We start from the raw sequence: 23,291 nt of genomic DNA, 5'->3' as shown, positions 1-23,291 counted from the left end.
CGTCGAATACCGCGGGCGCCCGGCATATCCGGGCGCCCGCCCACCTCACAGCAAATCGCGGGCGGGTGAGCCGGGCGTATCCGTGCCTGGCGCGGACACATCGGTGCCGTCCGGGGTGAACAGACCGGGAATGCCGAGTTCGGTGGCTGCCTCCAGGGAATCCCACCCTGCGGCAACGGCATTGGAGAACAGTTCCAGACGATCCTGCCCCGCGGCGGCGTATTCGTGGACGGCCGCGGTGTATCTGGCTCTGGCGGCGCGCAGCGCCTCTCGTGTCACGTTCACCTTGACCACACTATCGGCAAATTTCCAGCAACGGAACCCCGCGCCCGGTGATCTCGCCGCGCGGACGCCAGATTGGTCCAGGCGCTCACCAGCAGCAATACCACCACGTAGGCGGGAAGTACCAGGTCGGAGGTGGTGGTCATCTGCTCGAAGAACGGTGTGGTGCCGCCGAATACGGCGACGGTGATGCCATAGGGCAACGCCTGGCCGAGCGCGCGGTGCCGGGCGGGGAACAGCGCCGACATGCTGGCGGGCAGGGTGGCGCACAGGCAGGCCAGCAGCACGGTGGCGATGAGGATGACCGCCCAGTAGGTCACCGGGGTGGCGTGCTCCAGCAGCAGGTGCAGTGGAATGGTCGCGGCGGCCATGGCGAGGGTGCCGCCGAAGAGCGTGCGCCGCACGCCGATCCGGTCGCCGAGCAGACCGAACGCGGGCAGGGCCAGCGCGAAGACCACGGTCGCGCCGACACCGGCCCACAGCACCCCGTCGTCGTCCAGGCCCAGCACGGTCAGGGCGTAGGCGGTGGGCGCGGCGGTCCACAGGTAGTACGCGGAGGTGACGCCGACCGTCAGCCCCGCCACCACGGCCATCGGGCCCAGCAGCGCACGCCGGTCGCGCACCGGCCGGGGCTCGGATCCCCGCGCCGCCCGAGTATCCGGCAGCCGCAGCCGCAGCAGGAAGAACGCGGTGGCCGCGATCCCGCCCAGCAGGAACGGCAACCGCCACCAGCCGTCCAGCAGCGCCTGCCTGCCCAGGACCGATACCAGCACGGCCGCGAGCGCACTCGCGGCCAGCTTGCCCGCGGCGGCGAAGACATAGAACATGCTGGTGAACAGGCCGGTCCGGGCGGGCGGCGCGCACTCGTAGAGATAGGTCTGCGCCACCGGCAGTTCACCGCCCTGGGACAGCCCGAGCAGCAGCCGCCACACCAGCACCAGCACGGGTGCGGCCGGACCGATCACCGCCGTCCCCGGTGTCAGCGCCATGCCGTACGCGGCCGTCCCGGCGCCCGCGACGCAGACCAGCATGGCGATCCGCCGCCCGCGCCGATCCGCCAACCGGCCCAACAGCACGCCGCCGAGCGGGCGCGCCACGAATCCAGCGGCGAACACACCGAATCCGAAGAGCAGCGACCGCCGCAGGTCACCGGCGAAGAAGACCGGCGCGAAGTAGGCCACCAGCAGTGCGTACAGCACCCAGTCGTAGCTTTCCAGCGCGATACCGGCGCAGATGACACCCAGGCGGGGTGTGCGAACACGGGCCATGGTGTCTCCCCGGTCTATTCGGGACTACGGAGGTGGGATCACCCGCAGCGCAGTCGATTCGGGCAGTCCGGGCAACGGGATCGAGGGTCCGGCGGGCGCGGACGCCGCACCGCGCACCACCGCCGCGGGCAGGAAATCCGGTGGGGCGGTGAGCCAGGCCCGCACCCGCCCCGAGGCGGTGTGCACCAGCGCGGGGCGGGCGTCCGCCGCCACCGCCGCCAGCACGTCGGCGCTCAGCAGCTCCGCCGGTGTGGGCGGTTGGTCCGGCAACTCCTGGCTGATTCCGTGCAGCAGCAGTCGTCCTTCCCGATGAGCACCGCGAAAGGAATACCGCACCTTCATGATTCGGCCGTCCGGTCGACGCATGAGCCACTCCCCCGTTCCGGTGGCATCGGCTGCCGCGGTATCGATGGCGGCCAGCGCCTCGGCGATCTCGGGCAGCCCGATCAGGGTGGACAGCACCTCGGTGATGGACGGTTCGCTCGCGTCCGGGAATCCGTAGAACGCCGCCGTACCCGGATGGGGCACCGCCCGCGGTCGGCCGGGGTCGGTCACATCCCAGGTCCAGCCGAGCGCACCGGGCGGCGGTGGCGGGTTCTCATCGCGGCTGCCCAGCCACACCATGACCGCGTGCACCTGGCGGCCGGGGCCGAGAATCGGCCGGGCGTAGGCGAGCCGGGTACCGGGGGTGAGATCGACCAGCGTCTGCGAATCCTTGAGATTGTCGACCACGACGCCCACCAGCTTGTGCACCATGGCCAGCGAGCTGCCCCGGAACACATTGCTCAGCGGCCGCCACTTGCGCGCACGCGAACCGGCGGCAACCACTGTCGGGGCATCCGACAGTGTCTCGATGACCAGCCACTCACCATCACCCACCGCGATATCCCCGGCCCTCCATGGTTGCCGATGGTAACGAACATGGGCAGGATCCGCAGTCCAGAGATCAGCCAGCAAACTCACCTCGGCTCCCGCCCGAGCCCACCGGATCCCCGGCCGTCGCGGTGCCGAACCAGAAGGCGAGCGTGGCGGCGAAACCGGGGCGCAGCGCACCGCCGGTATCGCGGATACCGTCGCCGGACCAGGCGACATAGCCGTCCGGGCGAATGAGCACGACCGGCGGTATGCCCTCCGGCAGCCGGTCGACCACGACCACGTCCACGAGCGGGTGGGCGAGCGCGGCACGGTCGGCGGCCGTGCCAGCCGTCAGCAGCACCGCGCGTCCCGCCGTGAGCAGATCGCCGATGGTGCGCGCCCCCGCGCCCGGCACCTCGACGGTGAGGTTCGGGAAGAACTCACCCGCCCACGCACCGTCATCGGGCGCTCCCGGATAGCTCACCGATTCACCGTTGATGGTGTCGGCGAGCCGGTCGTGGGCGTCCGGATTGCTGAGCAGTTCCCGCACGAATCCGCGCAGCGGATCATGGTCGGGCGCGGGATTCATGAGCATCGCCTGCACGCGCGTGTTCTCCACCAGCCGCGCCGCCACCGGCTGTCGTTCGGTCGAATAGCTGTCCAGCATCGCGGGATTCGCGCCGCCACGCAGTACCGAGACCAGCTTCCAGCCCAGATTCACCGCATCCTGCAAACCGGTGTTGAGCCCCTGCCCACCCAGCGGGTAGTGCACGTGGGCGGCGTCTCCGGCCACGAACAGCCGCCCGTCCCGGTAGTCGGTGACCAGGCGGGTGAAGTCGCTGAATCTGCTGGTGTACTCCAGATCCCGCAATTCCACCGGCCGGCCGGTGATGCGCTCGACCGCCGCCGCGAACTCCGCCGCCGTGATCGGCCGCCGCCGATCGGGTTCCGGGCCGTCGAATTCGAAGGTGATGATGCGGCTGGAACCGAATCGGTTCAGGTTCAACAGCGTCCACCCGCGCGGGGTGGGCTGCCAGCCCGGCCGCAGCTGCTCCGGGTGGGGCAACCGCGCCATGCCGAGCATGGCGCGCAGGGTGGGCGGATACTCGACCGTGGGGAAGTCCCCGGATTCGCGGACGATACCGCGTGGGCCGTCGCAGCCGATCGCGTAATCCGCTGTGAGCGTGTGGCTCTCCGTCCCCTCACGAACGGAGAGCGTGACCCGGCCGGAATCCTGCCGGACCGCGGTGACGGTATGACCGCGCCGGATGAGCGCGCCCAGATTCGCCGCGCGCTCCCCGAGCGCCCGCTCCAGGTCGGCCTGGGCGAGCCCGATCATGACCGGTCCCTCGATGGCCCGGGTGCGCAGCGTGAGCCACGGATATCCGGCGAACTGAAAGGGCTCCCGCACGATGTCCCGGTAGTCGGCGTCCACCCGCGGGAAGCGCAGGATGCCGCGCCGCGCCAGGGTCTGAATGGCCCGCGCGTGATAGGTGCCCGCCTTGGGCTGCTCGCTCACCTCGGTGCGGGTCTCCAGCACCACGACCGAAACACCGTGCAGCGCGAGCTCCCCGGCCACCAGCATGCCCACCGGGCCGCCGCCGACCACGGCCACCTCACAGTGCTGCGTCATCCTCGGCTCCTTCCTGTCGGTCACATCCGTCACGTCGATCGGTTACCGGGGCCGGATCGGCAGTGCCGCGGGCCGCCGCAGTCCGATCCCGAAATCCCACGGCACCGCGGCGGGATCGACGGCGAGTTCGGCATCGGGACAGCGCCGGAACAGCTCCGTCAGCACCGCGATCAGTTCCATCTGCGACAGCGCCGACCCCATGCAGCGGTGCATGCCGTACCCGTATTGCAGATGCTGGCGCGCGGGTCGCTCCAGATCGATGACCAGCGGGTCGGGGAACACCTCCGGGTCACGGTTGGCGGCCGTGACCCACGGGTAGACGATGCTGCCCGCCGGCAGCGCGCCCGCGGCGGTGACCAGCGGATTGGTCAGCATGCGCGGGAACGCGCCCGGGGTGCCGAGCGGCATCAGGCGCAGGATCTCGTCCACCAGGCGTGGCACGTAACGCACCGGATCGGCGGCGACCCGCCGGTACAGCGGCGGATGCGCCAACGCGGCGTAGGCGGTCTTGGCGAGCATGGTGGCGATATTGTTGTCGCCGCCCAGCACGATGCCCATCACCGTGCCCTGCAACAGCCCGGTGTCCACGGCGGCGAACTCCGGTTCGGCCGCGCGGCGCTTGTAGACGGCCAGCAGACCGGTGTCGTCGTGCAGGCTGTCGTCGGCGAGCAGGCGACCGACCCAGCTCCACAGTTCGATCCACGCCGTCTCGATACCGGCGATATCGTCGCGATCGGCGTACTGCACGATGCGACCGCGCTCGTTCATCCAGGCGGCGTGTTCGAGCGGAACGCCGAGCAGCGCCAGGGCGGTCTGCGCCGGAACGACGCGGAACACATCACGGACCAGGTCGGGATCGGCCGCGGCGGCGAGTCGGTCGAAGGCCGCGGCGGCGAACCGGGCCACCGTCGGTTCCCAGGCCGACAGCGCGCGGGCGCTGAATTCGTGCGAGACGAAGCGGCGCACCACCCCGTGCACGGGTGCGTCCAGATTGATCAGCACCTCCGGAGCCCAGTTGGTCGGCATGAAGGACGGACCGCCGTCCACATTGCACAGTTCGCGGCTGGATGTGCTGTCCAGCAACAGGGTTCGCACATCGTGGTAGGCGCTCAGGCAGACGGCGGTGTGGCCGCTGGGCAGTTCGATGCGGTCGAAGCCGTCCGGTTCGTCCGGCAGTCGCCGCACGAACGGCTCGGGGGTGTCCAGGTGGGGGATGTCGGTGACGCGGATGCGGGTGTCGGGCAGGCTGAGAGTCATCGCGGGTCCTCGGATTCGGGTCGCAGCAGCACCGCGACCAGTAGGACGAACAGCAGGGAGAGCGCTGCCAGTACCCACAGCACGGGGTGGATGGCGCTGTTGTAGGCCGAGGCCAGCACGGCGGTGTCCACGGCGGGATCGACGGCGGACAGATCGCCGGCGGCGGTGGCGGCGGCGGCCTGGTCGACGACCGCCGGACCGAGTGTGTCGGGCAGCAGTTCACGCACCCGGCCGCCGACCACGGTGGCCAGCACCGAGCCGTACACGGCCACCACCACGGCCTCACTGCCGAGCCGCACTGTGGAGACCAGACCCGACACCATGCCCGCCCGGGCGGGCGGCACCGAACCGATGGCCTGGCCGTCGACGAGGCCCACCCCCAGTCCGAATCCCGCCCCGAGCAGCACCAGCGGGCCGACGATGAGTGCGATGTTCCGATCCACGCCGACCACGGTCAGCCAGGCCGCGCCCAGCACGTACAGCGCGACACTCACCGTGAGGATCACCCGTGGTGAAACACCCTGGTGGGCAAGGCGTCCGGCGATGATCGGGGCGACGACCACCGGCACCGTCATAATGAGCATGACCGCGCCGACGGTGGTGGTCGGCATATCCCAGACCACGGTCAGGAAGGTCGGGAAGTAGGTCAGCAGCGCCACGAAACCGACCGCACCCGCCACCGGCACCAGCAGCAGTCCGACCAGGGTGGGGTTGCGCAGCAGGGACAGATCCAACAGCGGATTGGCCGTACGCCGTTGCGCCGCGGCGAATCCCGCCAGCACGAGCACACCGGCGACCAGCAGCGCGAGGGTGCCCGGCCCGGCCCAACCCCAGGTGTTGGACTGCACGATGCCCGCGATCACCAGCGCCAGACCGGAGGCGAACAGCGCCGCACCCCGATAGTCGATGGGCGGCCGCTCGGCGTGCGCCACGTCGCGAATGCCGCAGACCGCCGCCAGCGCGAAGGCCAGCAGGATCAGCAGCGCGTTCACCGCGAACATGCCCGGCCAACCGACCAGCCCGATGGCCGCCGCGGAAATCGACGGCCCGAAGCCGAGCCCCACCCCGGCCACCGTGCCGAACAGGGCGAACACCCGGGTCCGCTCCGCTCCGTCGAATTTCGACGACAGCAGCGCGCCGCCGCAGGCGAAGATGGTGGCCGCACCGACCCCGGCCAGCGCGCGGGCGATATCGAGCACCAGGATGGTCGGGGCCACCGCGCTCACCACCGAGGCCAGGAAGAACAGGGCCGAGCCGACCAGGAAACCGCGGCGCAGTCCGAGATGGTCGGCGAGCGATCCGGCCACCAGGCTGAAGGCCGCGAAGGTGAGATTGAAACCGTTCACCACCCATTGCAGCTGGGCGGGGGCGTTGCCGAGGTCCTCGGCGATGCGGGGCAGTGCGACACCGGTGCCGGAGACTCCGGTGGGCACCACCAGCACGGCCACCAGCACCGCGGCCAGCAGCAGACCCCGCCGCTCCACCGGAAGGTGCTGCGCGACACCTGGTTTCACCATCGACTCGGTCATGCCCGCTCCCCCGTGACCGCGACGGACACCGGCGACGGCTCATCGAGCCGGGCGTTCAGCTCCGCGATCGCCTGCGCCGCGTCGACGAAGCGCACCGCGCGCCAGCCCGCCGCGATGGCGGCGGCGCAGTTCTCGGCGAGATCGTCCACCAGCACGCACTCTTCGGCGGGCACCCCGGCGCGTTCCCGCGCGAGGTCGAAGATGGCGGGATCCGGTTTGCGCACCCCGACCCGGCACGAGTCCACGATGTGGTCGACCGCGTCGTCGAGATCGACCATGCGCCGCCAGACCGGCTCCCACTCGACCACGTTGTTGGTGAGGATGCCGACCCGGTGACCACGCGCACGCAGGTCGAACACCAGTTGCCGCACAAGCGGATTCACGTCATGGCCGGCGAACCACTGCGCGCCGAACTCGCGTTCGCTGCGGGAGAGGTCGACAGCGGGATCGCGCTCACGCAGGGCGGCGTGCAGCCGATCCACCCACTCGGTCTCCGGCAGCATGGCCAGTTCGATCGGGGCCAGCGGCGCCACACCCAGGTCGGCGGCCACGCGGGCCATGGCCCATCGCAGCGCCGCCGGGGCGATGCCGGTCTTGCGTTCGTACGCCTCGAACAGCTCCGCGATGGGCGGCGAGAGCACGCCTCCGAAGTCGAGATACACCATGCTCATGCGCGCACCCCCGGCATCGGCGCGCGGCCCGGCCGCCGCAGTGCCACCAACCCCTCGGTGATCACGGCATCGCCCTGCACCATCTCGATGCTGAACTCGACGGTGTGATCGCCGGTGACCGGCAGCGGTTGCGCGCGGGCGCGGGTGGCCAGTTCGAGCTCGCCGAAGCGCAGGAAGGTGGCGCGCACGGTGGTGAGCACCAGGCGCTGCGGGGAGAGGCCGAAGAGCTCGTGCGCGGCCACCACCGCGGTCTGCCGGAACGCCTCGAAGATCACCGCGCCCGGAATGTGGTCCAGCGGATGGTCGAACAGGCTCGGATGGTGTTGGTCCACCACGATTTCCGCGTCCAGCACCGAGGTGTCGGCGGTGAATTCGCCGAGGACCACATTGTCGATGCTGCGCCGCCCCACCAGTTCCGGTGCCACCCGGCGTTCCAGCGGATAGGGGCGGGCAGCGGTCAGGTCCAGTGCCGCCCGCCCGCGGGTGCGCACCTTGTCCCAGGCCGCGCCCGGCATCCACTGGATGGCCATCTCCATGGTGGCGACCGAGGTGCCGTCGAGTTGGATGTCGATGGCCAGGGTGATGCCGATGACGACGTCGTCGCGCTGCTTCTCCTCGACGATGGTGGCGTCGAGGATGCCGTACCCGGGATGCGGTCGCACCACCAGCCCGGCCAGGTGGGAAATGCGTAGATTGCCGGTATTGAAGATGAACTTCTGATCCATGCCCGCGCCCACGTAGCGGTGCGCGATCAGGATCGACGCCTGCCGGGAGCATTCCAGCAGCAGCAGCGGATCGTAGGTCGCCGCCTCCGCCACGTGCTCGCTGTAGTAGCTGTGCTGGCGCGGCAACTGAATCCCCAGTCGGAACCGGGGGTACTTCTCGCAGATGATGTCGGTCAGGAACACCTCGCTGATGGCGCTGCGATGCACATGCTCGCGAGGTACGACGGTGGAATACGACAGTTGTGGCTCGATCACACGGGACATGGGTGCTCCGAGGTGGTTTCACGGTGTCGCACCGGCCAACGGCCCCATTGCCGGGCAGCAGCGAACATCCAGCCGAAACAGCGGAAAACCAACCAACGGCCTCGGGCATGGAGGGCAGGAGAAGGGCCGTCCAGCGACTCGCGATCGGTGTCGTTCACGCTACCGCACCCGCGACGGTGTTCAAGTTGTGCTCATGTGACGTACAACTCTGGACAGCGTGCGTATCATGTGCGGCGTCGCACCGTCGGCTCGGCACGGTTCCGCTCTTCGGGCCTTTCGGCACTTTTCCAGCATCCACCGGCATGCCACTGTGATCGCGACACGGCAGGACACGGACAGCAAGGAAGTCAGCCATGATGGTCGCGCTCTGGGTGTGGCTACCCTGCGCCGCCGCGCTCTCGTTCGTCATCGGCCATGTCTGGCGCTACCGCCACGACGGCTTCCGCTCACACCTCTACGGCCCGCGTCTGGACCGCGCCCAGCGCTTCGGTATTCGCGCCTTCCGCATCGGCGTCCCCCTGCTGTTCGCGGTACGAGTCGCCGAAGCCCTTGCCGCCGGGCCACATTCACGCCCCCAGGGCTCCCTCGGCGCCATCCTCCTGACACTCCAACTGGTGGCCGTCCCGCTGGCACTGGCCGGCGCGGGCCTGCTCCTGGTCCCGCCGCTGATCTCCGCCGACATCCGCTCCCGCGTCACTCCGGTGGACCGCATCACCCTGCCGGTCCTGGTCGCCACCATGACCACGGGCATCCTGGTCACCTTCGACACCGGATCCACCGACAACCGATACCGCACCGCCGAAACCCTGTTCACTTGGGCACGTTCCCTGGCCACACTGCACCCCGCCCCCGAGGTCATGCACCACGCCCCCGCCGTCTACCAGGCCCGCGCACTCGTCATCATGGCGCTGTTCGCGATCTGGCCCTACACCCGCCTCGCCGGAATCTTCACCATCCCGGCCCTGCACCTGGCCGGTCGGCTCGCCGCCGCGCGACGGCCTCGGATCACCGCTTCCCGGCGTCGAGGTGGCGCAGCACCGCCAGCACGCGTCGGTGATCGTCGGGCCCCGGCGGGAGATCCAACTTGGTGAAGATCGCGCCGACGTGCGTCTCCACCGTGCGCTCGCCGAGGAACAGCGCCGCGGCGATACCGCGGTTGGATTTGCCTTCGGCCATGAGCGCCAACACTTCACGTTCCCGGGGAGACAGATCGTCGATGGGCAGACGGCGGTGGTGCGGGCGGGCCATCATGCGGCTGATGAGGCCGGGGTCGATGGCGCTGCCGCCCGCCGCGACCCGGCGCAGCGCCTCCAGGAACTCGTCGATGTGGGAGACGCGCTCCTTCAGCAGATAGCCCAGACCGGCGGCGCTGTCGGCGAACAGATCCATCACATGCTCGGTTTCCACGTAGTGCGACAGCAGCAGGACCGCGGTGGCCGGGTAGCGGGTGCGGATCGCCCGGGCCGCGTGCACGCCCTCCAGGGTGTGCGTCGGAGGGAGGCGAATATCCACCACCGCCACCGCCGGATGTTCCGTGGCCACGATGCGCAGCAATGCCGTGGCGTCCGCGGCCGTACCCACCACCTCGAGCCCCTCCTCGCGGAGCAGGAGCGCGATACCCCGGCGCAGCAGGGCCGAATCGTCGGCGACGGCGACGGTGAGGGTCACGCCGTCACGCTCCGCAGGGGGAAGGTCGCGGTCACCGTGGTTCCCGCACCGGGCGGGCTGTGCACCTCGAAGGTCCCGCCGAGTGCCGCCACCCGGTCGGCCAGCCCGTCGAGCCCGCCGCCGGGTGACACCACCGCCCCGCCGCACCCGTCGTCGACGATGCGCAGGCGAAGCTCGTCTTCATCTGTCTCGCAACGGATCTGGACAGTTCTGGCGTCCGCGTACCTGGTGGCGTTGGTGACCGCCTCGGCGGCGACGAAGTACGCGGCGGCCTCGATGACGGCCGGTGGGCGGGACGCCGGCTCGCCCGTGACACGCACCGGCAGGACGGCCCGCTGCGCGAGCGAGTCCAGCGCCGCGGGCAGGCCACGGGCGGCGAGCATCGGTGGGAAGACGCCACGCGCGAACTCCCGCAATTCCGCCAGCGCGGTGTCCAGTTCGCCGACGCCCTCGGCGAGCAACGCGTCGCGGGTCGTGATGTCGCCCGCGCGCCGAGCCCGACCGAGCAGGATCGCGGCGGCCACCAGACGCTGTTGCGCACCGTCGTGCAGGTCGCGTTCGACGCGACGGCGCGCGGTATCGGCGGCGGTCGCGAGCCGCTCCCGGGAGCGGCGCACCTCACCCAGCTGCTCCTGGAGGTCGGCGCGCAGCCGGTCGTGCTCGAGCGCCAAGGCCGCGGCGGCGCGGACGGCGGCCAGCAACTCCGGATCGGCCGCCGGCAGTGCGGTGTCGAAGACCAAGGCCCCCACCGGAACTCCACCGCGTTCGAGCACCGTGGCCGATTGCGGTCCCCCCGGGACGGGCAGCGCGCGCCACCGACCCTCGGCGTCCACGAAGCACCCGTGCTCCGCTGCGTAGGTCCACAGCGCGAGGGTGGGGTCGCGGACCGCGCGCCGCAGGGCCGTCACGAAAGCCCCGGCGGGCGGCGCGGAGCCGATGGCGGTGACGGCGCTGCCGACCGCGACCCGCGCCAGCTGATAGCGGATCACCCCGAGCGCCACCGCGACCGGCAGCACCGCCGAGGTCGGATAGCGCAGATCCAGCAACCAGGCATTCTGCGATCCGGGAAAGCGCACGGCGGAGGCCAGGATGCCGACGGTGACCACGATCGCCACCAATCCGGCCGCACCCAACGGCAGGAAGGCCGACCGATAGGCGGGCGATCCGACGCGCCAGCGCCGGGCGATCACCACCGTCACCACGAGACCGCAGACCGCGGCCACCCCGCCGACGGTCAGCTGGACGACCGTGGCGATCGTCGGATCATGGTGCACCAGTAGCAGATTCACCGATGTCGACGGATACGGCGTCGCCACCGCACGCGGATCGAAGAACATCCATTCCACCGACACCCCGACGGTGGCCAGTACCCAGCACGCACCCACGAACCAGCGCTCCCAGCGATATCGCAGCCGACCGGTCGGAAAACCGAGCAGCACCTGAATCAATACCGGCAAATACAGGTTCGTCACCACGGCCGCGATCGTGAACAACGCCGGATCACTGGATCGCCGCAGTCCACCGAGCAGCCACAGCAGGCCCGCCACAATGATCAGCGGACCCGTCCACTCCCCCGGCCGCGCCCGCCATGCGATGAAACCCGCCGCCACGAACGCCGTTCCGGCACCCAGGAACAGCACCAACTCCCACACCCCGAACACCGGCGGGTACGGCCCCCGCGCCGCCACGAACGACTCCCGCGGACCCAGCAGCAATGTTCGCGCCGGATCGTGCATGGCCGCCGCCGACCAGTCCATCGCGACGACGACCGCGCCGACCACCAGCGCGGTCGCCAACACCACGGCGAAGGCCGCCCGACAATTCACCGCACACCCCGAAGCGCCATCCCGACCGCTCACAGCATGCGCCGTCCACCGCCCCGAAACCAGGGCCGGTGGTCATGCACCGCGGTCCGGTGCGCGACCGGGAGCCGGTTCTCGGACCGACCCCCGGCAACCCCTGCGCACCCGTGGCGGGCGGATGCGGGCCCGAATCACCCGTGGGATCTGGTCAGCGACCCCGGTCAGCCGACGAATCCGCCGGGAAACGCGATGCCGTCGCCCCCCAGACACACCCCGTTCACCCACCCCGGTGCCAGAAACGGCACAGCGGGTCCTCCGACACCGCCGCCCGGTGTGGTCGCGACACCGACGCCGGGCAGCCCGTACAGCAGACAGGTGGACGATTGATCCAGCGGATCGGTGGTGGTGACGATCCCCTGCGCTCCGGGTGCGACCAGGTCCGGATGGACATACGGGAAGGCCGAGGCGACCCCGGACCCGAGAACGGTCATCAACGCGACAGCGGCCGCGGTCCACAGTGCTCGCATTTTCATAGTTTTCCCTCCGATTATCGTGCACCGCAGCATATTTCGCCGCCTCGGTGCGAACTGTGAGCCGCTGCCGATCCGTCCTTCCCGGTCGGCGACCGCCCATCTCGAAGGTATGTCTCCCCACCGCCGCCCACCTCCGTGCTCACCCGGAGACGGCTCCGTGCCAACGCGGTCCGATCGGTGACCGAGGTCCGGGCCACCAGCTCACCGGGACGCGCTAGCCGGTCGGCCGGGAGCCCACGCCGCGGCGGAGTTGGGCGGCCAGCCAGAGCACCACGCCGTAGCCGAAGGCGGCGTCAGCGGCGGAGACCAGGGCGGAACTGGGGAAGACGATGGCGTGGCGCAGGCCCGCGTCGGCCAGGGCGCGCAGCCGGTTCAGGATGTCGCCGGGGGTGCCGATGGCCAGCCACTCGTGCAGGACCTCATCGGGTACCTCGGCGATGGCCTCGCGCACGTCGGTCGCGCTGAGGTGGTGTGGCATCAGGTCGATCAGGCCGCGGAAGTCCGGTCCGAAGGGGTGTTTCGCGCCGCAGCGGGTCCAGACCGCCGCCGGGGCGAACAGGCCCAGGTAGCGGACGGCCGGGGCGCGCAGGATGCGGCGCAGGCCCGCGGGTGTGCGGGCGGTGAGCATGGTGATCATCGCGGCGGGCACGATGGCCTCGGGATCGCGACCGGCGGCGCGGGCGGCGTCGTGCACCAGCGCGAGCCGGCGCTGATACTCGTCCGGGGACATGGATTCCCACGGATACCAGCCGTCGCCGTAGCGCCCGGTCAGCGCCAGCATGCGCGGGCCGTGCGCGCCGATCCAGAGGCGCGGCAGCCGGTCGGCGGGAACGGTGAGATCCATGGGGGCGCGGTCCAGGCGGTAGTAGCGGCCGGTGAAGGTCATGGGTTCGGTCGCGGTCAGGGCGGCGCGCAGCACCCGCAATGCCTCCTCGAACCGATCCACCGGCCGGTCCCACTCGAATCCGTAGGGCTCGAGGTTCTCTCGCTCACCGCATCCGATGCCGAGAATGGGCGCGCGCTCGGTCATATGCGCCAGAGTGAGGAAGGTCTGCGCCAGCAGTACCGGATGGCGGCGGTGCGGGTCGGTGGCGCCGACTCCCAACCGCACCCGCCCCGCGCTCGCGGCCAGATGCGCGAGCAGCGGGGCGAAGTCGAACTGCTCATCCGGGCTGCGCACCGTCTTCGCCTGCGGCGTGAAGTCGGCATCCCAGGCGGCCCTGGGGAACACGCTGATCAGATGATCGGTCGCCAGTACCGAATCCAACCGCCCGAGCCGTGCCATGCGCACCACGAATCGTGCCGCCCCCAGCGGCGGGTTGATCCCGGTGAGCGTACCGACGGCGAAGGATTTCCGCGCATCCGACATCACAGTTCTCCTGGCGATCATGGTGTGCCACAGCGCTGTTCGCGCGCTATCGATAGCGGGGATTGGTGTTGTGCCACTCGAACGAGCCGCCGATCCAATCGCGGACCCCGCGCAGGAACAGCTGCAATTCCGGCGACGGAATCGCCCGCAGCGCGCGATGTTCGGCCTCGAACTCCCGCACCGTGCGGTTGTGCAGGTCGACGGTGATCTCGGTGGCCTCGGCCAGCGAACAGCCGCGATCCGCCGCGATCTGCAACACCATATTGCAGACCGGATTCGCGTCGGCGGCGTCCTTCTTGACCGAGAGCAGATCATTGACGAGCACACACGCGGTGCCCGCCCGGAACGCGGCCCGGCGCACCCGTTCGTCGTAGAACAGATTCGCGGGCACCTCGTAACCCGCCACCGGGTCGATCAGCGTCATCGAGGTGTAGAACGAATCATGTTGGCGGGCGGCGAGATACTCCCACGCGGACGGCGCCTGCCCGGTGTGCCGCCAGGCCGCGTACGCGGTCCAGGACACGAACATGGAGAAGGTCGCGTAGCAGGCGCGCTGCACCTGATCCGGGGTCGCGTGGCGGCGCAGATTCGAGACGGCGGAATCGAAGGCGCGCAGTACCTTGTCGGTGCGCAGCGTCTCCTCCAGCGGCACACTGAATTCGCCCGCGTCGGGCACCGGGTCCAGCGCGGCCATGGCCATGGTCAGGCGCTGCGGCAGCCGGGTCGGATCCGCGCCCAGCGCCGAATCGTCGGCGTAGTAGTCGTCGGCCATCCACCACGCGGTGTTCATCTGGGCGGCGATCAGCAGCCGGTCGGGATCGTCGGAATCGGTGTGGGTCAACATGACCAGCCGCCCGTAGCCGGTCTCGCGCAGCTTGTCGAGTTCGTCGTCGGTGCAGCCGATGGATTCGGCCCACACCACCAGGCGGTCGTCGATCGCCGCGGCCAGATTGTCGTCGACGCGGGCGGCGGGCGGACAGTAGACCGGCGACGCGGAGCCGTCGCCCCATTCGAATTCGCGATAGGGCTCGGCATCGGCCAGCCGCCGAACCGGTATCCGAAACGCGCTCTCGCCCAACCGTTCCGCGAGATGCGCGGGGTTCGGGACGGCGGTGGCGATCGAGTCCCGCCCGGCGGGCGCGCATCGGTCCGTCCCATCCGGTTCCGGTGGAGCCGGTGTCACGTCCGGCCGCGTGGTGGAGAAGATCCTGGCGAGTTCGGTGCCCAGTCCGCGGGGCCCACCGAGTACCGGGGACCGCACCGCGCCGAGTGCACCGCTGTCGTTGTCGATTGTTGTCATCGTGCTGCTCCTGCCACGAGGGTCATCAGGTGGAGGCAATGCGTAGATGGAGAACACCATCGACTATCCGGCCTCGCGGCCGACGCCGCAGACGATTGCGTGATTCTCTCCGGAACTCCGATGACCGCCCATCGACATCGAATAGTCGTTCCGGGCCGCAGGACGGGACCAAAGTCCCTGGTGCGCGCCGTCCCGGCGGGTAGCGTCGACGATCATGAAGGCTGTTGCGCAGCACCTGCTCTGGTTCCTGCCGATGCTCTGGCTCGGCATGGTGCTGGCGATCTCATTCCTGGAGGCCCCGCTGAAATTCCGTGCGCCGGGCATCACCATCCCACTCGGCCTGGGTATCGGCCGCATCGTCTTCCGGGCGCTGAACACCGCCGAAGCGATGATCGCGGCGCTGCTGCTCGCCGCCGCCGGGGCGGTGGGCCCGACCCCGGCCACCTGGTGGTGGCTCGGCGGCGCGGTCGCCGTCCTGCTCGGTCAACTGGTCATCGTGCGGCCGGTGCTCACCCGCCGCTCCGACCGCGTGCTGGCGGGCGAGACGCTCCCCCGCTCCGGGGCGCACTACTGGTACGTCGGCCTGGAGGTCGGGAAGGTGGTCACGCTCATCGGGCTGGCCATCGCCGCGGCCCCCTGAGCCGCCCCGAAACCGACGAGGTCCGGCACACCGCTCGCGCGGCGTGCCGGACCTCGTCGGTGCGTGATCAGGCGGACAGACCGGCCTCGATGGCCTCGATGATGCGCGGCCGCAGTTCGGCGGCACGGATGATGGCGTCCACCGAGCCGACGTCGACGGCGCGCTGGATGTCGTGCACGCCGTCGAATTCCGCGGCCACCTCGCCGAGCTTCTCCGCGCGGACCGAGGCCCGCAGCTCGTCGAGTTCCGCCGTCAGCGCCGCGCGATCGGCGCCGATGGCATTGGCGGCCCGCTCCTGCAACTCCCGCACCCGCGCATCGCCTGCCGTGCGGGCGTTCACCTCACCGGAGAACACCACCGCCGCGGCGGGCGCGCCGCCCAGCACCGAGGCGTAGGAGCCCTCGATGGCGAGCACGGTCATATTCGGGTTGAGCGCCTTGGAGAACACCACGAACGCACCGCCGTGATACCGCGAGATGACGCAGAACACGATCGGACCGTCGAAATTCACGATCGCCCGGCCGATCTCGGCGCCGTACTCGAGCTGCAACTTGCGCATGGACTCCGGGGAGCCGTCGAACCCCGACAGATTCGCCAGCACCACCAGCGGCCGGTTCCCACTGGCGGTGTTGATCGCGCGCGCGGCCTTCTTCGACGAGCGCGGGAACAGCGTTCCCGCCGTGTAGGTGTCGGGTCCGTCGGTGGCCGGGAAGCCGCGGCGCGGCACCCCGCGGGACTCGATACCGAGCAGGCACACCGGAATTCCGCCCAGGTGCGCGTCCTGCACCACCGCGGTCTCGGCGTCGGCCATCCCGGCCCAGCGCTCCAGCACCGGGTGGTCCTGGTCGGCCAGCGCCCGCATGACGGTCCGAATGTCGAAGGGCTTCTTGCGATCCGGATTGGCGGTGGCGGAGAAGATCTCACCCACGGTGGTGAAATCACTGCCCGCCAGCGTGTGCGGGAAGGAGGAGACGTCGCGGTCGACCGGGTCGGTGGTCCGCGCCCGGCGCGGCGCCTGCTCGCCCGGGGCCACATAGGTGTGCTCGTAGTGCGACATGAGCACATCGCGGGCCGCGGTCAGGTTCGGCACCCAGTACTGCGCCTGCCCGTTCGGACCCATCACGCGGTCGTAGCCGCCGATGCCGAAGTTGTCCTCGGCCGAGACGCCGCCGGAGAAGTCGAGGGACTGCTTGCCGGTGAGCACCATGGCCGAATCCGGGGTCATCACCAGAATGCCCTTGGTGTGCATGAGCATGGTGGCCTCGGCGTTCCAGTACGGCTGCGCGCCGACATTGATGCCCGCGACCACGATATTGATCTCACCGCCGTCCTGGGTGAACTCGACGATGCGCTTGAGCGCGGCCGCCACCCAGTCCATGTTCTCGGTACCCGACTCCATGGAGATGCGCGCACCGGAGGACAGCGCGTACCACTCCAGCGGCACCCGCATCCGCTCGGCCAGATCCAGTGCCGCGATCACCCGGCGGCATTCCGGTTCCGACAGCGCGCCGAGGGATTTCGTCGGATCGCCGAGCAGCACCACGCGGGTGACGCCCTGCGGGTGCAGTTCGGTCGGGGTGGTGACCACACCGGCGACCATGGCCGCGGTATTGCGCCCCTTGGGCCGATCCACCGGCACCAGGGCGTGGTCGGCGTCGAGGTCGTATTCGGTGAATTCCCCGAGCAGACCGGTCAACTCGTACGGGTAGACGGTATTGCGGCTGCTGGCGCGCAGCACCTTCTGCCGGTACGCGTCGATCGGCTCGACCGGCTCGTCGGTGCGCTCGCCCACGCTCACCTGCGGGGTGCCGGTGGCGTCGAAGGAGATGCGGACCGCGACCTTGGTCAGCTCACCGCTGCGCGGATCGCGCTGCCGGGCGATGAGCAGGATCTCCTCCAGATTCGCGCCCACCGTCATCGGCAGCACGTGCCCGCCGATCACCGTCTCCAACTCCTCGCGGGTGACATCCACCGGAGGCCAGATGTACATGACGATGCGGTTGGTGTTGAAGCGCTTGGCCGACGGCCGCTGGGCCTGTGCCCGGCGAATCGAATCCAGGCAGGTGGCCACCGCGATCTCGGCCGTCGGCAGCGCCAGCAGGCGGCCGTCGTGCTCGCGCAGCGCGGCCAGGTCGCGCACCTGCGCGAAGGCGATGAGCCGTTCGTCGGAGGGATTCTCCTTGGCGACCGCGCGGAACAGGTACACCTCGTCGTTGTCCGAGGACGGCAGTCGGGTGAGGTCGAACTTGCGCAGCCGCTTCATCTGCATACGCTGCGCGATGAACGGGTGCAGACCGCGGATGAGCCGCTCCTCCGCCATCCCGGTCGCCGACGGCCGGAAGGTGAAGTGATGGTGCATGACCGCGCCGCCGCTGCCCGCGACGGTGGTGGTGATGCGGTGCACCTGGTTCGGAAGCGATTGCGCGGCAAGCTTTTCCTGCAGCGCCGCGGCCATGGCCTCGAAGTCCTCCGGCTGGTTCTCCCAGCTGAGGTAGATATCCGCCTCGATGGAGGCCGCGCCGCCGGACAGCTCGGCCAGCCCGCGCAGCGCGGTGTCGAGCGCGTCGAAGCGCACCGCCGCCGAGACCAGGGTCAGACCGCGGCGTTCGGCGACGACGTAGCGGCAGCCGCCGACCTCCTCGGCGCGCACCCCGATGAGGTCCTTGTTGCCGTAGTAGCGGCGGGTCAGCACCTCGAGCATGACGGTGTTGTCCACGCTGCCGCGCACCAGCCGCTGGCCGAGCAGCTTCACCAGCGGCTCGGTGCTGCGCACCATCTCCGCGATGCGGTCGGCGCGATCCGGGGTGTCCGGGTGCGCGTCGAGGTAGCTGAGCTGTTTGCGCACATTGGTGTACACGCGGGCACGGTTGCGCCGCAGCAGCGGCAGACCGAACCAGGCGTACACCACGCCGCGCGCCAGATCCGCGATCACCGGGAAGCGCACCTGGGTGGCGACCACCAGTCGCTCCAGCACCAGCCCGACCGGTTCGCGCAGCGCCTGATCCGGAACCGGCTCCCGCAGCCATTCGCGCAACAGGGTGGTGATGACGGTGACGGTGTCGGACGGGCGCTGCTGGGCCAGGAAGACGCGGAACACCGCACCCTCGAGGTCGGGCGTCCGATCCAACTCGGTGACGCCGTAATGGCTCAGCGCCTGGGACAGCTTGGCGCGGTAGGAATCCGGCAGACCCGCCCGCTCCGCGTCCAGGCTCTGCAGATAGCTGTGGAAGTACTCGCGGGCGCTGTGCACGTGCCCGTGGCCGCCGTCCTCGTCACCGGAGCGGTTGTGGCTCAGTTCGGCGAGATCGGCGAAGACCTCCAGCAGTTCCAGTTCCTCGGCGAGCGGGCGGCGGTTGTCCGCGATGGCGGCCCGGCGCGCGGTCAGGTAGTCCTCGACCACCCGGCGCTCATCGTGCGGGTCGACGTCGAAACCGAGCAGCAGGCTGCGCAGATCCTGCATGCCGCGCGCCAGCCGCTCGTGCGGCAGCACCGGCGCGGCCTCGCCGGGCAGGTCCAGGTCGACCGCGGCGGCGGTACCGGTCTCGGCCTCCTCGCCGTCCTCGACCAGCGGCTCCAGCCGCAGCAGCGGCGCGCCGGTCTCCACCTGGGTGCCGACCGAGACCGCGCATTCCTTGAGCCGGGCGCGGAACGGCGCGCGCAGCACCGTTTCCATCTTCATGCTCTCCAGCACCAGCACCGGTGCGCCCGCCTCGACCTCGTCGCCGACGGCCAGCGGGGTGGCGACCACCAGCGCGGGGGCGGGTGAGCGGACGACACCGCCCTCGTCGCGGCTGATGCGGTGCGTGACGCCGTCGAGTTCGACCAGGTGGATCGGCCCGTGCGTACCGGTGATCAGGCGATACCGGGTGCCGTTCACCACGATCTGCCCGGCGTGGCTGTCGAAACGCTCCAGATCGACATCGGCGGTGCGGATATCGCCGCCGGACTCGATGCCGATGCGGAAGCGGTGCGCGCCGATCCGGGCCACGCGCACCCGGTAGCCGACGCCGCGCAGCTTCAGATCGCAGGGGCGGCCGCTCTGATGCTGCACCTGCGGGCGACCGCCCGCCGCCGTGGACAGCAGGCGGTGCCGCTCGACCCGCTCGTCCTCCTCGTAGGCGTCGATGGCGGCCGCGGCCAGGGCGATGGCGGAGTGGCGGTCGGAGACCAGGCGGCCCTCGCCGCGCACCCGGTCGATCCAGCCGGTGTCGGCGCTGGCGTCGATCACCTCGGGCTGGTTCAGCAGCTCGAGCACGAAACTCTTGTTGGTGGCGCCGCCCTCGATGACGACCCGGGTCTCGGTCAGCGCGCGGCGCAGGCGGCCCAGCGCCTCGTCACGATTGCGGCCGTAGGCGATGATCTTGGCGATCATGGAGTCGAAGTCGGCGGGGATGGTGTCGCCCTCGCTGACCCCGGTGTCGACCCGGATGCCCGGTCCGGCGGGCAGATTCAGCCGGGCGATGCGGCCCGGGGCGGGCGCGAAGTCGCGGTCGGGATCCTCGGCGTTGAGCCGCGCCTCGATGGCGTGGCCGCGTTCGGCCGGGGGCTCACCCTCCAGCTTGCCGCCCGAGGCCACCAGCAGCTGCGCGCGCACCAGATCGAATCCGGTGGTGCACTCGGTGATCGGATGCTCGACCTGCAGGCGGGTATTGACCTCGAGGAAGGCGAACAGCTCGTCGCCGGGGTGGTAGAGGAATTCGACGGTGGCCGCGCCGCGGTAGCCCACCGCGACGGCCAGCCGTTCCGCCGACGCCTTCAGCTCGGCCGCCTGATCGGGCCGCAGCACCGGCGAGGCCGACTCCTCGATGATCTTCTGGTTGCGCCGCTGCACCGAGCAGTCGCGCACGCCCAGCGCCCAGGCGGTGCCCTGACCGTCCGCGATCACCTGCACCTCGACGTGCCGCGCGCCGGTGACGAGGCGCTCCAGGAAGACGACGCCGCTGCCGAACGCGCGCGCGGCTTCCTGCCGGGTGCGTTCATAGGCATCGACGAGTTCGGCCTCGCTGGTGATCTTCCGGATGCCGCGCCCGCCGCCACCGGCGGTGGCCTTCAGCATCAGCGGATAGCCGATCTGCTCGGCCGCGGCGACCGCGTCCTCCACCGTCTCGACTCCGCCGCGGCTCCACGGCGCGACCGGCACGCCGACCTCCTCGGCGATCAGCTTGGCGCCGATCTTGTCGCCGAGCTTGCGCATGGCCTCGGGGCTCGGGCCGATGAAGGTGACGCCGATCTGCTCGCACAGTTCCGCGAAGGCCGGATCCTCGGCCACGAAACCCCAACCGACCCAAGCGGAGTCGGCCTTCGTCGCGATCAGGGCCTGCTTCAGCGCCTTCAGGTCCAGATACGGGCGGGCGGACGCGGGACCCAGGTCGTATGCGATATCGGCCTCGCGTACGAAGGTCGAATTCCGATCGACGTCGGTATGCAACGCGACGGTCTCGATCGTCGATCCGGTCTCCGCAGCCAGGTCCCGAACAGCATGGATGAGACGCATGGCGGCCTCACCCCGGTTCACGATGGCGACACGGCTGAACACTCGCCGACTCCTTCCCACTCCACTACGTTGGCCCGATCGGGCGAGATGTGCGACTGGCTGTCCCGGGTAGTCTGCACCCTTACCCCACACATATGTACATGCGAGTCCGTGTTACCCGCGCGTATCGTCTCCGACTCGACGGTGAGCACGACGTCCGGGCCGCCTTGGCGGCGCGCCGAAACCGACCGACGGGGTACCCGAAGACCCCGCCGCACCGTGGGAGGTGGACCCCCTGACCGACATTCTCGACCTACTGCACGCCCGCTGTGCCGAAATCTCCGCCGAGGCGATCCTGCGCGGCGAGGACCACCCGACCGTCACCCTCACCACCCGGGAGGTCGCCGATCTGCTCAACCGCATCACCGAGCTGCGGCGCCACCACACCGACCTCGTCCACGCCCACCGCGACCTCACCGCCCGCCACAGCCTGATCAACCAGACCGTCCAGGACGCGACCACCGCACTCACCCGCATCACCACCGCCCTGGAGCAACGCACCGCCCACCCGGAGGCCCGCACCCGCCAGGTCCACACCATCGCCCGTGTCGCCGCCGAACGACTCGCCGCCGCGCACCCGCACGGCGACGACGCGGTGCGCTGACCTCCGTTCCCGTAGCGCGCATTCTCGATAGAACGGCGGCGGTATTGTCGGCTCGGCGGCGGGTTCGGTCCGTGGCGGGCTCAGTCCCGGTGTGGATTCGGACTTTTCGCCCTTTCCGGCCCGGAGCCGTTGCGGCGGGGCGCGATCTGCTCGGCGCGGGCGAAGCGGCCGGGGGTCTGTCCCGTCCACTCTCGGAACGCGGCCGTGAAGGCGGACGGGCTGGCGTAGCCCAGGCGGTTGGCGACGGTGTCGACGGTGAAGCCCGCGGCGAGCAGTTCCTCGGCGAGCATTCCCGTTGTCTCACAGACCAGTTCGCGGAAGGTGGTGCCCTCGTCGGCGAGGCGGCGGCGCAGGGTGCGCACGCTCATGTGCAGATCCGCGGCGACGGCCGCCTGGTCGACCGCGCCGCCGCGCCGGACCAGCAGGGCGCGCACCTGTCCGGCGAGTCCGATGCGCGCGCGGCGGCGCTCGACCAACCGCTCGCACATCCGCTCGTACTGGCGGCGCAGCACCGCGTTCGCCTGCGGCATGGGCCGCTGCAGATCCGCGCCGCGCAGGACGAGTACGTCGGCGGGTCGGTCGTAGACGATGTCGGCGATACCGAGCAGCACGCCGACCGCCTCGTACACCGGCGCGTAGGGCAGCGTCACCTCGAGCCGTTCCACGGGCACGTCCCAGCTCAACAGCTCCCGCTGCACCGTGCGCACCAGTGCGAGATCGCGCTCGATCGCGAAGCGCCGCACCCGTGCGGGCACGGCCTCGGAGTCCAGTCGCACCAGCACCCGATCCCCCGCGTCGGCGAGGCTGAAGCGGGTGTAGGCGAAGGAGAGATCGGCATAGCGGGCCCACAGTTCGGCCATTTCGCGTACGGTCGAGCAGCTGCTCAACGCGATGCCCAGGCTGCCGAGCATCGGCAGATGCACGGAGAAGCCGGCCAGCAGTCCCAACCCTGGTTCGTCGCCCGTCGCGGTGAGGATGTTGTCGACGATCCGGAACTCCTGCGCGATGTCGATCTCGACCTCCGGATCCTCCAGATCCGCGGCCGCCAGCCCGGTCCCGGCCAGCGCCTGCGCGGTGGTCATCGACCGGTTACCCGCGTAGTCGACGAGTACCGCCGCACTGTGTATCGAACGCACACACCATGAGTCGACGAGCATGCCGCAGATGATCTCCCATCGGACAGCAAGCGTGACGCAGTTCAGCAATTACATAGCTAATTCAAGAACATCCGGGCGTGTCGCACCGGCACCCGTGGCCGAAATCCGCAGAAGCATGGCCGCGCACCGACTCCGGAGCGCACCGCGCCCGCACTAACCTGATGCCCGGTGGGCCGCCCGCCCCTGGCGGCCCCCACGGTC

18 protein-coding genes are annotated in these 23,291 nt (G+C 70.3%); 3 read left to right on the top strand and 15 right to left on the bottom strand.

Translation table 11 applies throughout. The features are described from left to right. Positions 1-45: 45 nt before the first annotated feature. From FOH10_RS10170 to FOH10_RS10135, 8 genes are all read right to left on the bottom strand, one after another. Positions 46-285 (bottom strand): hypothetical protein, encoded by a 240-nt coding sequence (locus FOH10_RS10170; RefSeq protein ID WP_143980518.1) that lies wholly within the window; start codon positions 283-285, stop codon positions 46-48. Continuing rightward, positions 282-1,550, bottom strand: a complete 1,269-nt coding sequence (locus FOH10_RS10165; protein ID WP_143980517.1) for an MFS transporter — start codon at positions 1,548-1,550, stop codon at positions 282-284. The genes FOH10_RS10170 and FOH10_RS10165 overlap by 4 nt, the downstream gene beginning before the upstream one ends. Positions 1,551-1,574: 24 nt before the next feature. Beyond that, the gene (locus tag FOH10_RS10160; RefSeq protein WP_143980516.1) at positions 1,575-2,429 is read right to left on the bottom strand and encodes a GAF domain-containing protein; all 855 of its coding nucleotides are present in this window, start codon (positions 2,427-2,429) and stop codon (positions 1,575-1,577) included. A gap of 67 nt (positions 2,430-2,496) precedes the next feature. Further along, positions 2,497-4,038: an FAD-dependent monooxygenase gene (locus tag FOH10_RS10155; protein ID WP_143980515.1), complete on the bottom strand. Its 1,542-nt coding sequence runs from the start codon at positions 4,036-4,038 to the stop codon at positions 2,497-2,499. A gap of 42 nt (positions 4,039-4,080) precedes the next feature. Beyond that, on the bottom strand, positions 4,081-5,295 hold the full coding sequence (locus tag FOH10_RS10150) for a cytochrome P450 (RefSeq protein WP_143980514.1): 1,215 nt from the start codon (positions 5,293-5,295) through the stop codon (positions 4,081-4,083). Further along, entirely contained in the window at positions 5,292-6,824 is a 1,533-nt protein-coding gene (locus tag FOH10_RS10145; protein ID WP_051038023.1) for an MFS transporter, read from the bottom strand. Before FOH10_RS10145 ends, FOH10_RS10150 begins: the two co-directional genes overlap by 4 nt. After that, positions 6,821-7,495, bottom strand: coding sequence for an HAD family hydrolase (locus FOH10_RS10140; RefSeq protein ID WP_143980513.1), 675 nt, complete (start codon positions 7,493-7,495; stop codon positions 6,821-6,823). Before FOH10_RS10140 ends, FOH10_RS10145 begins: the two co-directional genes overlap by 4 nt. Next, on the bottom strand, positions 7,492-8,484 hold the full coding sequence (locus FOH10_RS10135; RefSeq protein ID WP_143980512.1) for a ScbA/BarX family gamma-butyrolactone biosynthesis protein: 993 nt from the start codon (positions 8,482-8,484) through the stop codon (positions 7,492-7,494). Before FOH10_RS10135 ends, FOH10_RS10140 begins: the two co-directional genes overlap by 4 nt. A 353-nt stretch (positions 8,485-8,837) precedes the next feature. Here FOH10_RS10135 and FOH10_RS10130 point away from each other — a divergent pair, with 353 nt between their 5' ends. Then, entirely contained in the window at positions 8,838-9,575 is a 738-nt protein-coding gene (locus FOH10_RS10130; RefSeq protein ID WP_143980511.1) for a respiratory nitrate reductase subunit gamma, read from the top strand. Here FOH10_RS10130 and FOH10_RS10125 read toward each other — a convergent pair. The 5 genes from FOH10_RS10125 to FOH10_RS10105 form a co-directional block, all read right to left on the bottom strand. Next, entirely contained in the window at positions 9,490-10,152 is a 663-nt protein-coding gene (locus tag FOH10_RS10125; RefSeq protein WP_143980510.1) for a response regulator transcription factor, read from the bottom strand. The two genes, FOH10_RS10130 and FOH10_RS10125, sit on opposite strands and share 86 nt — an antisense overlap. Then, complete coding sequence (locus FOH10_RS10120) at positions 10,149-11,978, bottom strand: sensor histidine kinase (RefSeq protein ID WP_244961847.1); 1,830 nt, start codon at positions 11,976-11,978, stop codon at positions 10,149-10,151. The genes FOH10_RS10125 and FOH10_RS10120 overlap by 4 nt, the downstream gene beginning before the upstream one ends. A 197-nt stretch (positions 11,979-12,175) precedes the next feature. Beyond that, positions 12,176-12,487 (bottom strand): hypothetical protein, encoded by a 312-nt coding sequence (locus FOH10_RS10115; RefSeq protein WP_143980509.1) that lies wholly within the window; start codon positions 12,485-12,487, stop codon positions 12,176-12,178. Positions 12,488-12,701: 214 nt separating this feature from the next. Then, on the bottom strand, positions 12,702-13,856 hold the full coding sequence (locus FOH10_RS10110) for an LLM class flavin-dependent oxidoreductase (protein ID WP_186000781.1): 1,155 nt from the start codon (positions 13,854-13,856) through the stop codon (positions 12,702-12,704). 46 nt (positions 13,857-13,902) lie between these two features. Next, positions 13,903-15,156 carry a family 2 encapsulin nanocompartment cargo protein terpene cyclase gene (locus tag FOH10_RS10105; protein WP_221937949.1) on the bottom strand — a complete coding sequence of 418 codons (1,254 nt, stop codon included), beginning with the start codon at positions 15,154-15,156 and terminating at the stop codon, positions 13,903-13,905. A gap of 214 nt (positions 15,157-15,370) precedes the next feature. On the opposite strand from FOH10_RS10105, the gene FOH10_RS10100 reads away from it, so the two are divergent. Next, positions 15,371-15,796, top strand: a complete 426-nt coding sequence (locus FOH10_RS10100; protein WP_143980507.1) for a hypothetical protein — start codon at positions 15,371-15,373, stop codon at positions 15,794-15,796. 67 nt (positions 15,797-15,863) lie between these two features. Here the strand turns inward: FOH10_RS10100 and FOH10_RS10095 are convergent, their stop codons facing one another. After that, a complete protein-coding gene (locus FOH10_RS10095; RefSeq protein ID WP_143980506.1) occupies positions 15,864-21,332 on the bottom strand; it encodes an ATP-binding protein in 5,469 nt (1,822 codons plus the stop codon). A 223-nt stretch (positions 21,333-21,555) separates the two neighbouring features. Between FOH10_RS10095 and FOH10_RS10090 the strand changes: the two genes are divergently transcribed. After that, a complete protein-coding gene (locus FOH10_RS10090) occupies positions 21,556-21,933 on the top strand; it encodes a hypothetical protein (protein ID WP_143980505.1) in 378 nt (125 codons plus the stop codon). An 80-nt stretch (positions 21,934-22,013) separates the two neighbouring features. Here FOH10_RS10090 and FOH10_RS10085 read toward each other — a convergent pair whose 3' ends face one another. Further along, positions 22,014-23,069: an AraC family transcriptional regulator gene (locus tag FOH10_RS10085; RefSeq protein ID WP_186000780.1), complete on the bottom strand. Its 1,056-nt coding sequence runs from the start codon at positions 23,067-23,069 to the stop codon at positions 22,014-22,016. Between the last annotated feature and the right edge of the window lie 222 nt (positions 23,070-23,291).

Origin of the sequence: Nocardia otitidiscaviarum (assembly GCF_007362295.1) — a bacterium.
GTDB lineage: Bacteria > Actinomycetota > Actinomycetes > Mycobacteriales > Mycobacteriaceae > Nocardia > Nocardia otitidiscaviarum.
This window is presented reverse-complemented; position numbering and strand designations above follow the sequence as displayed.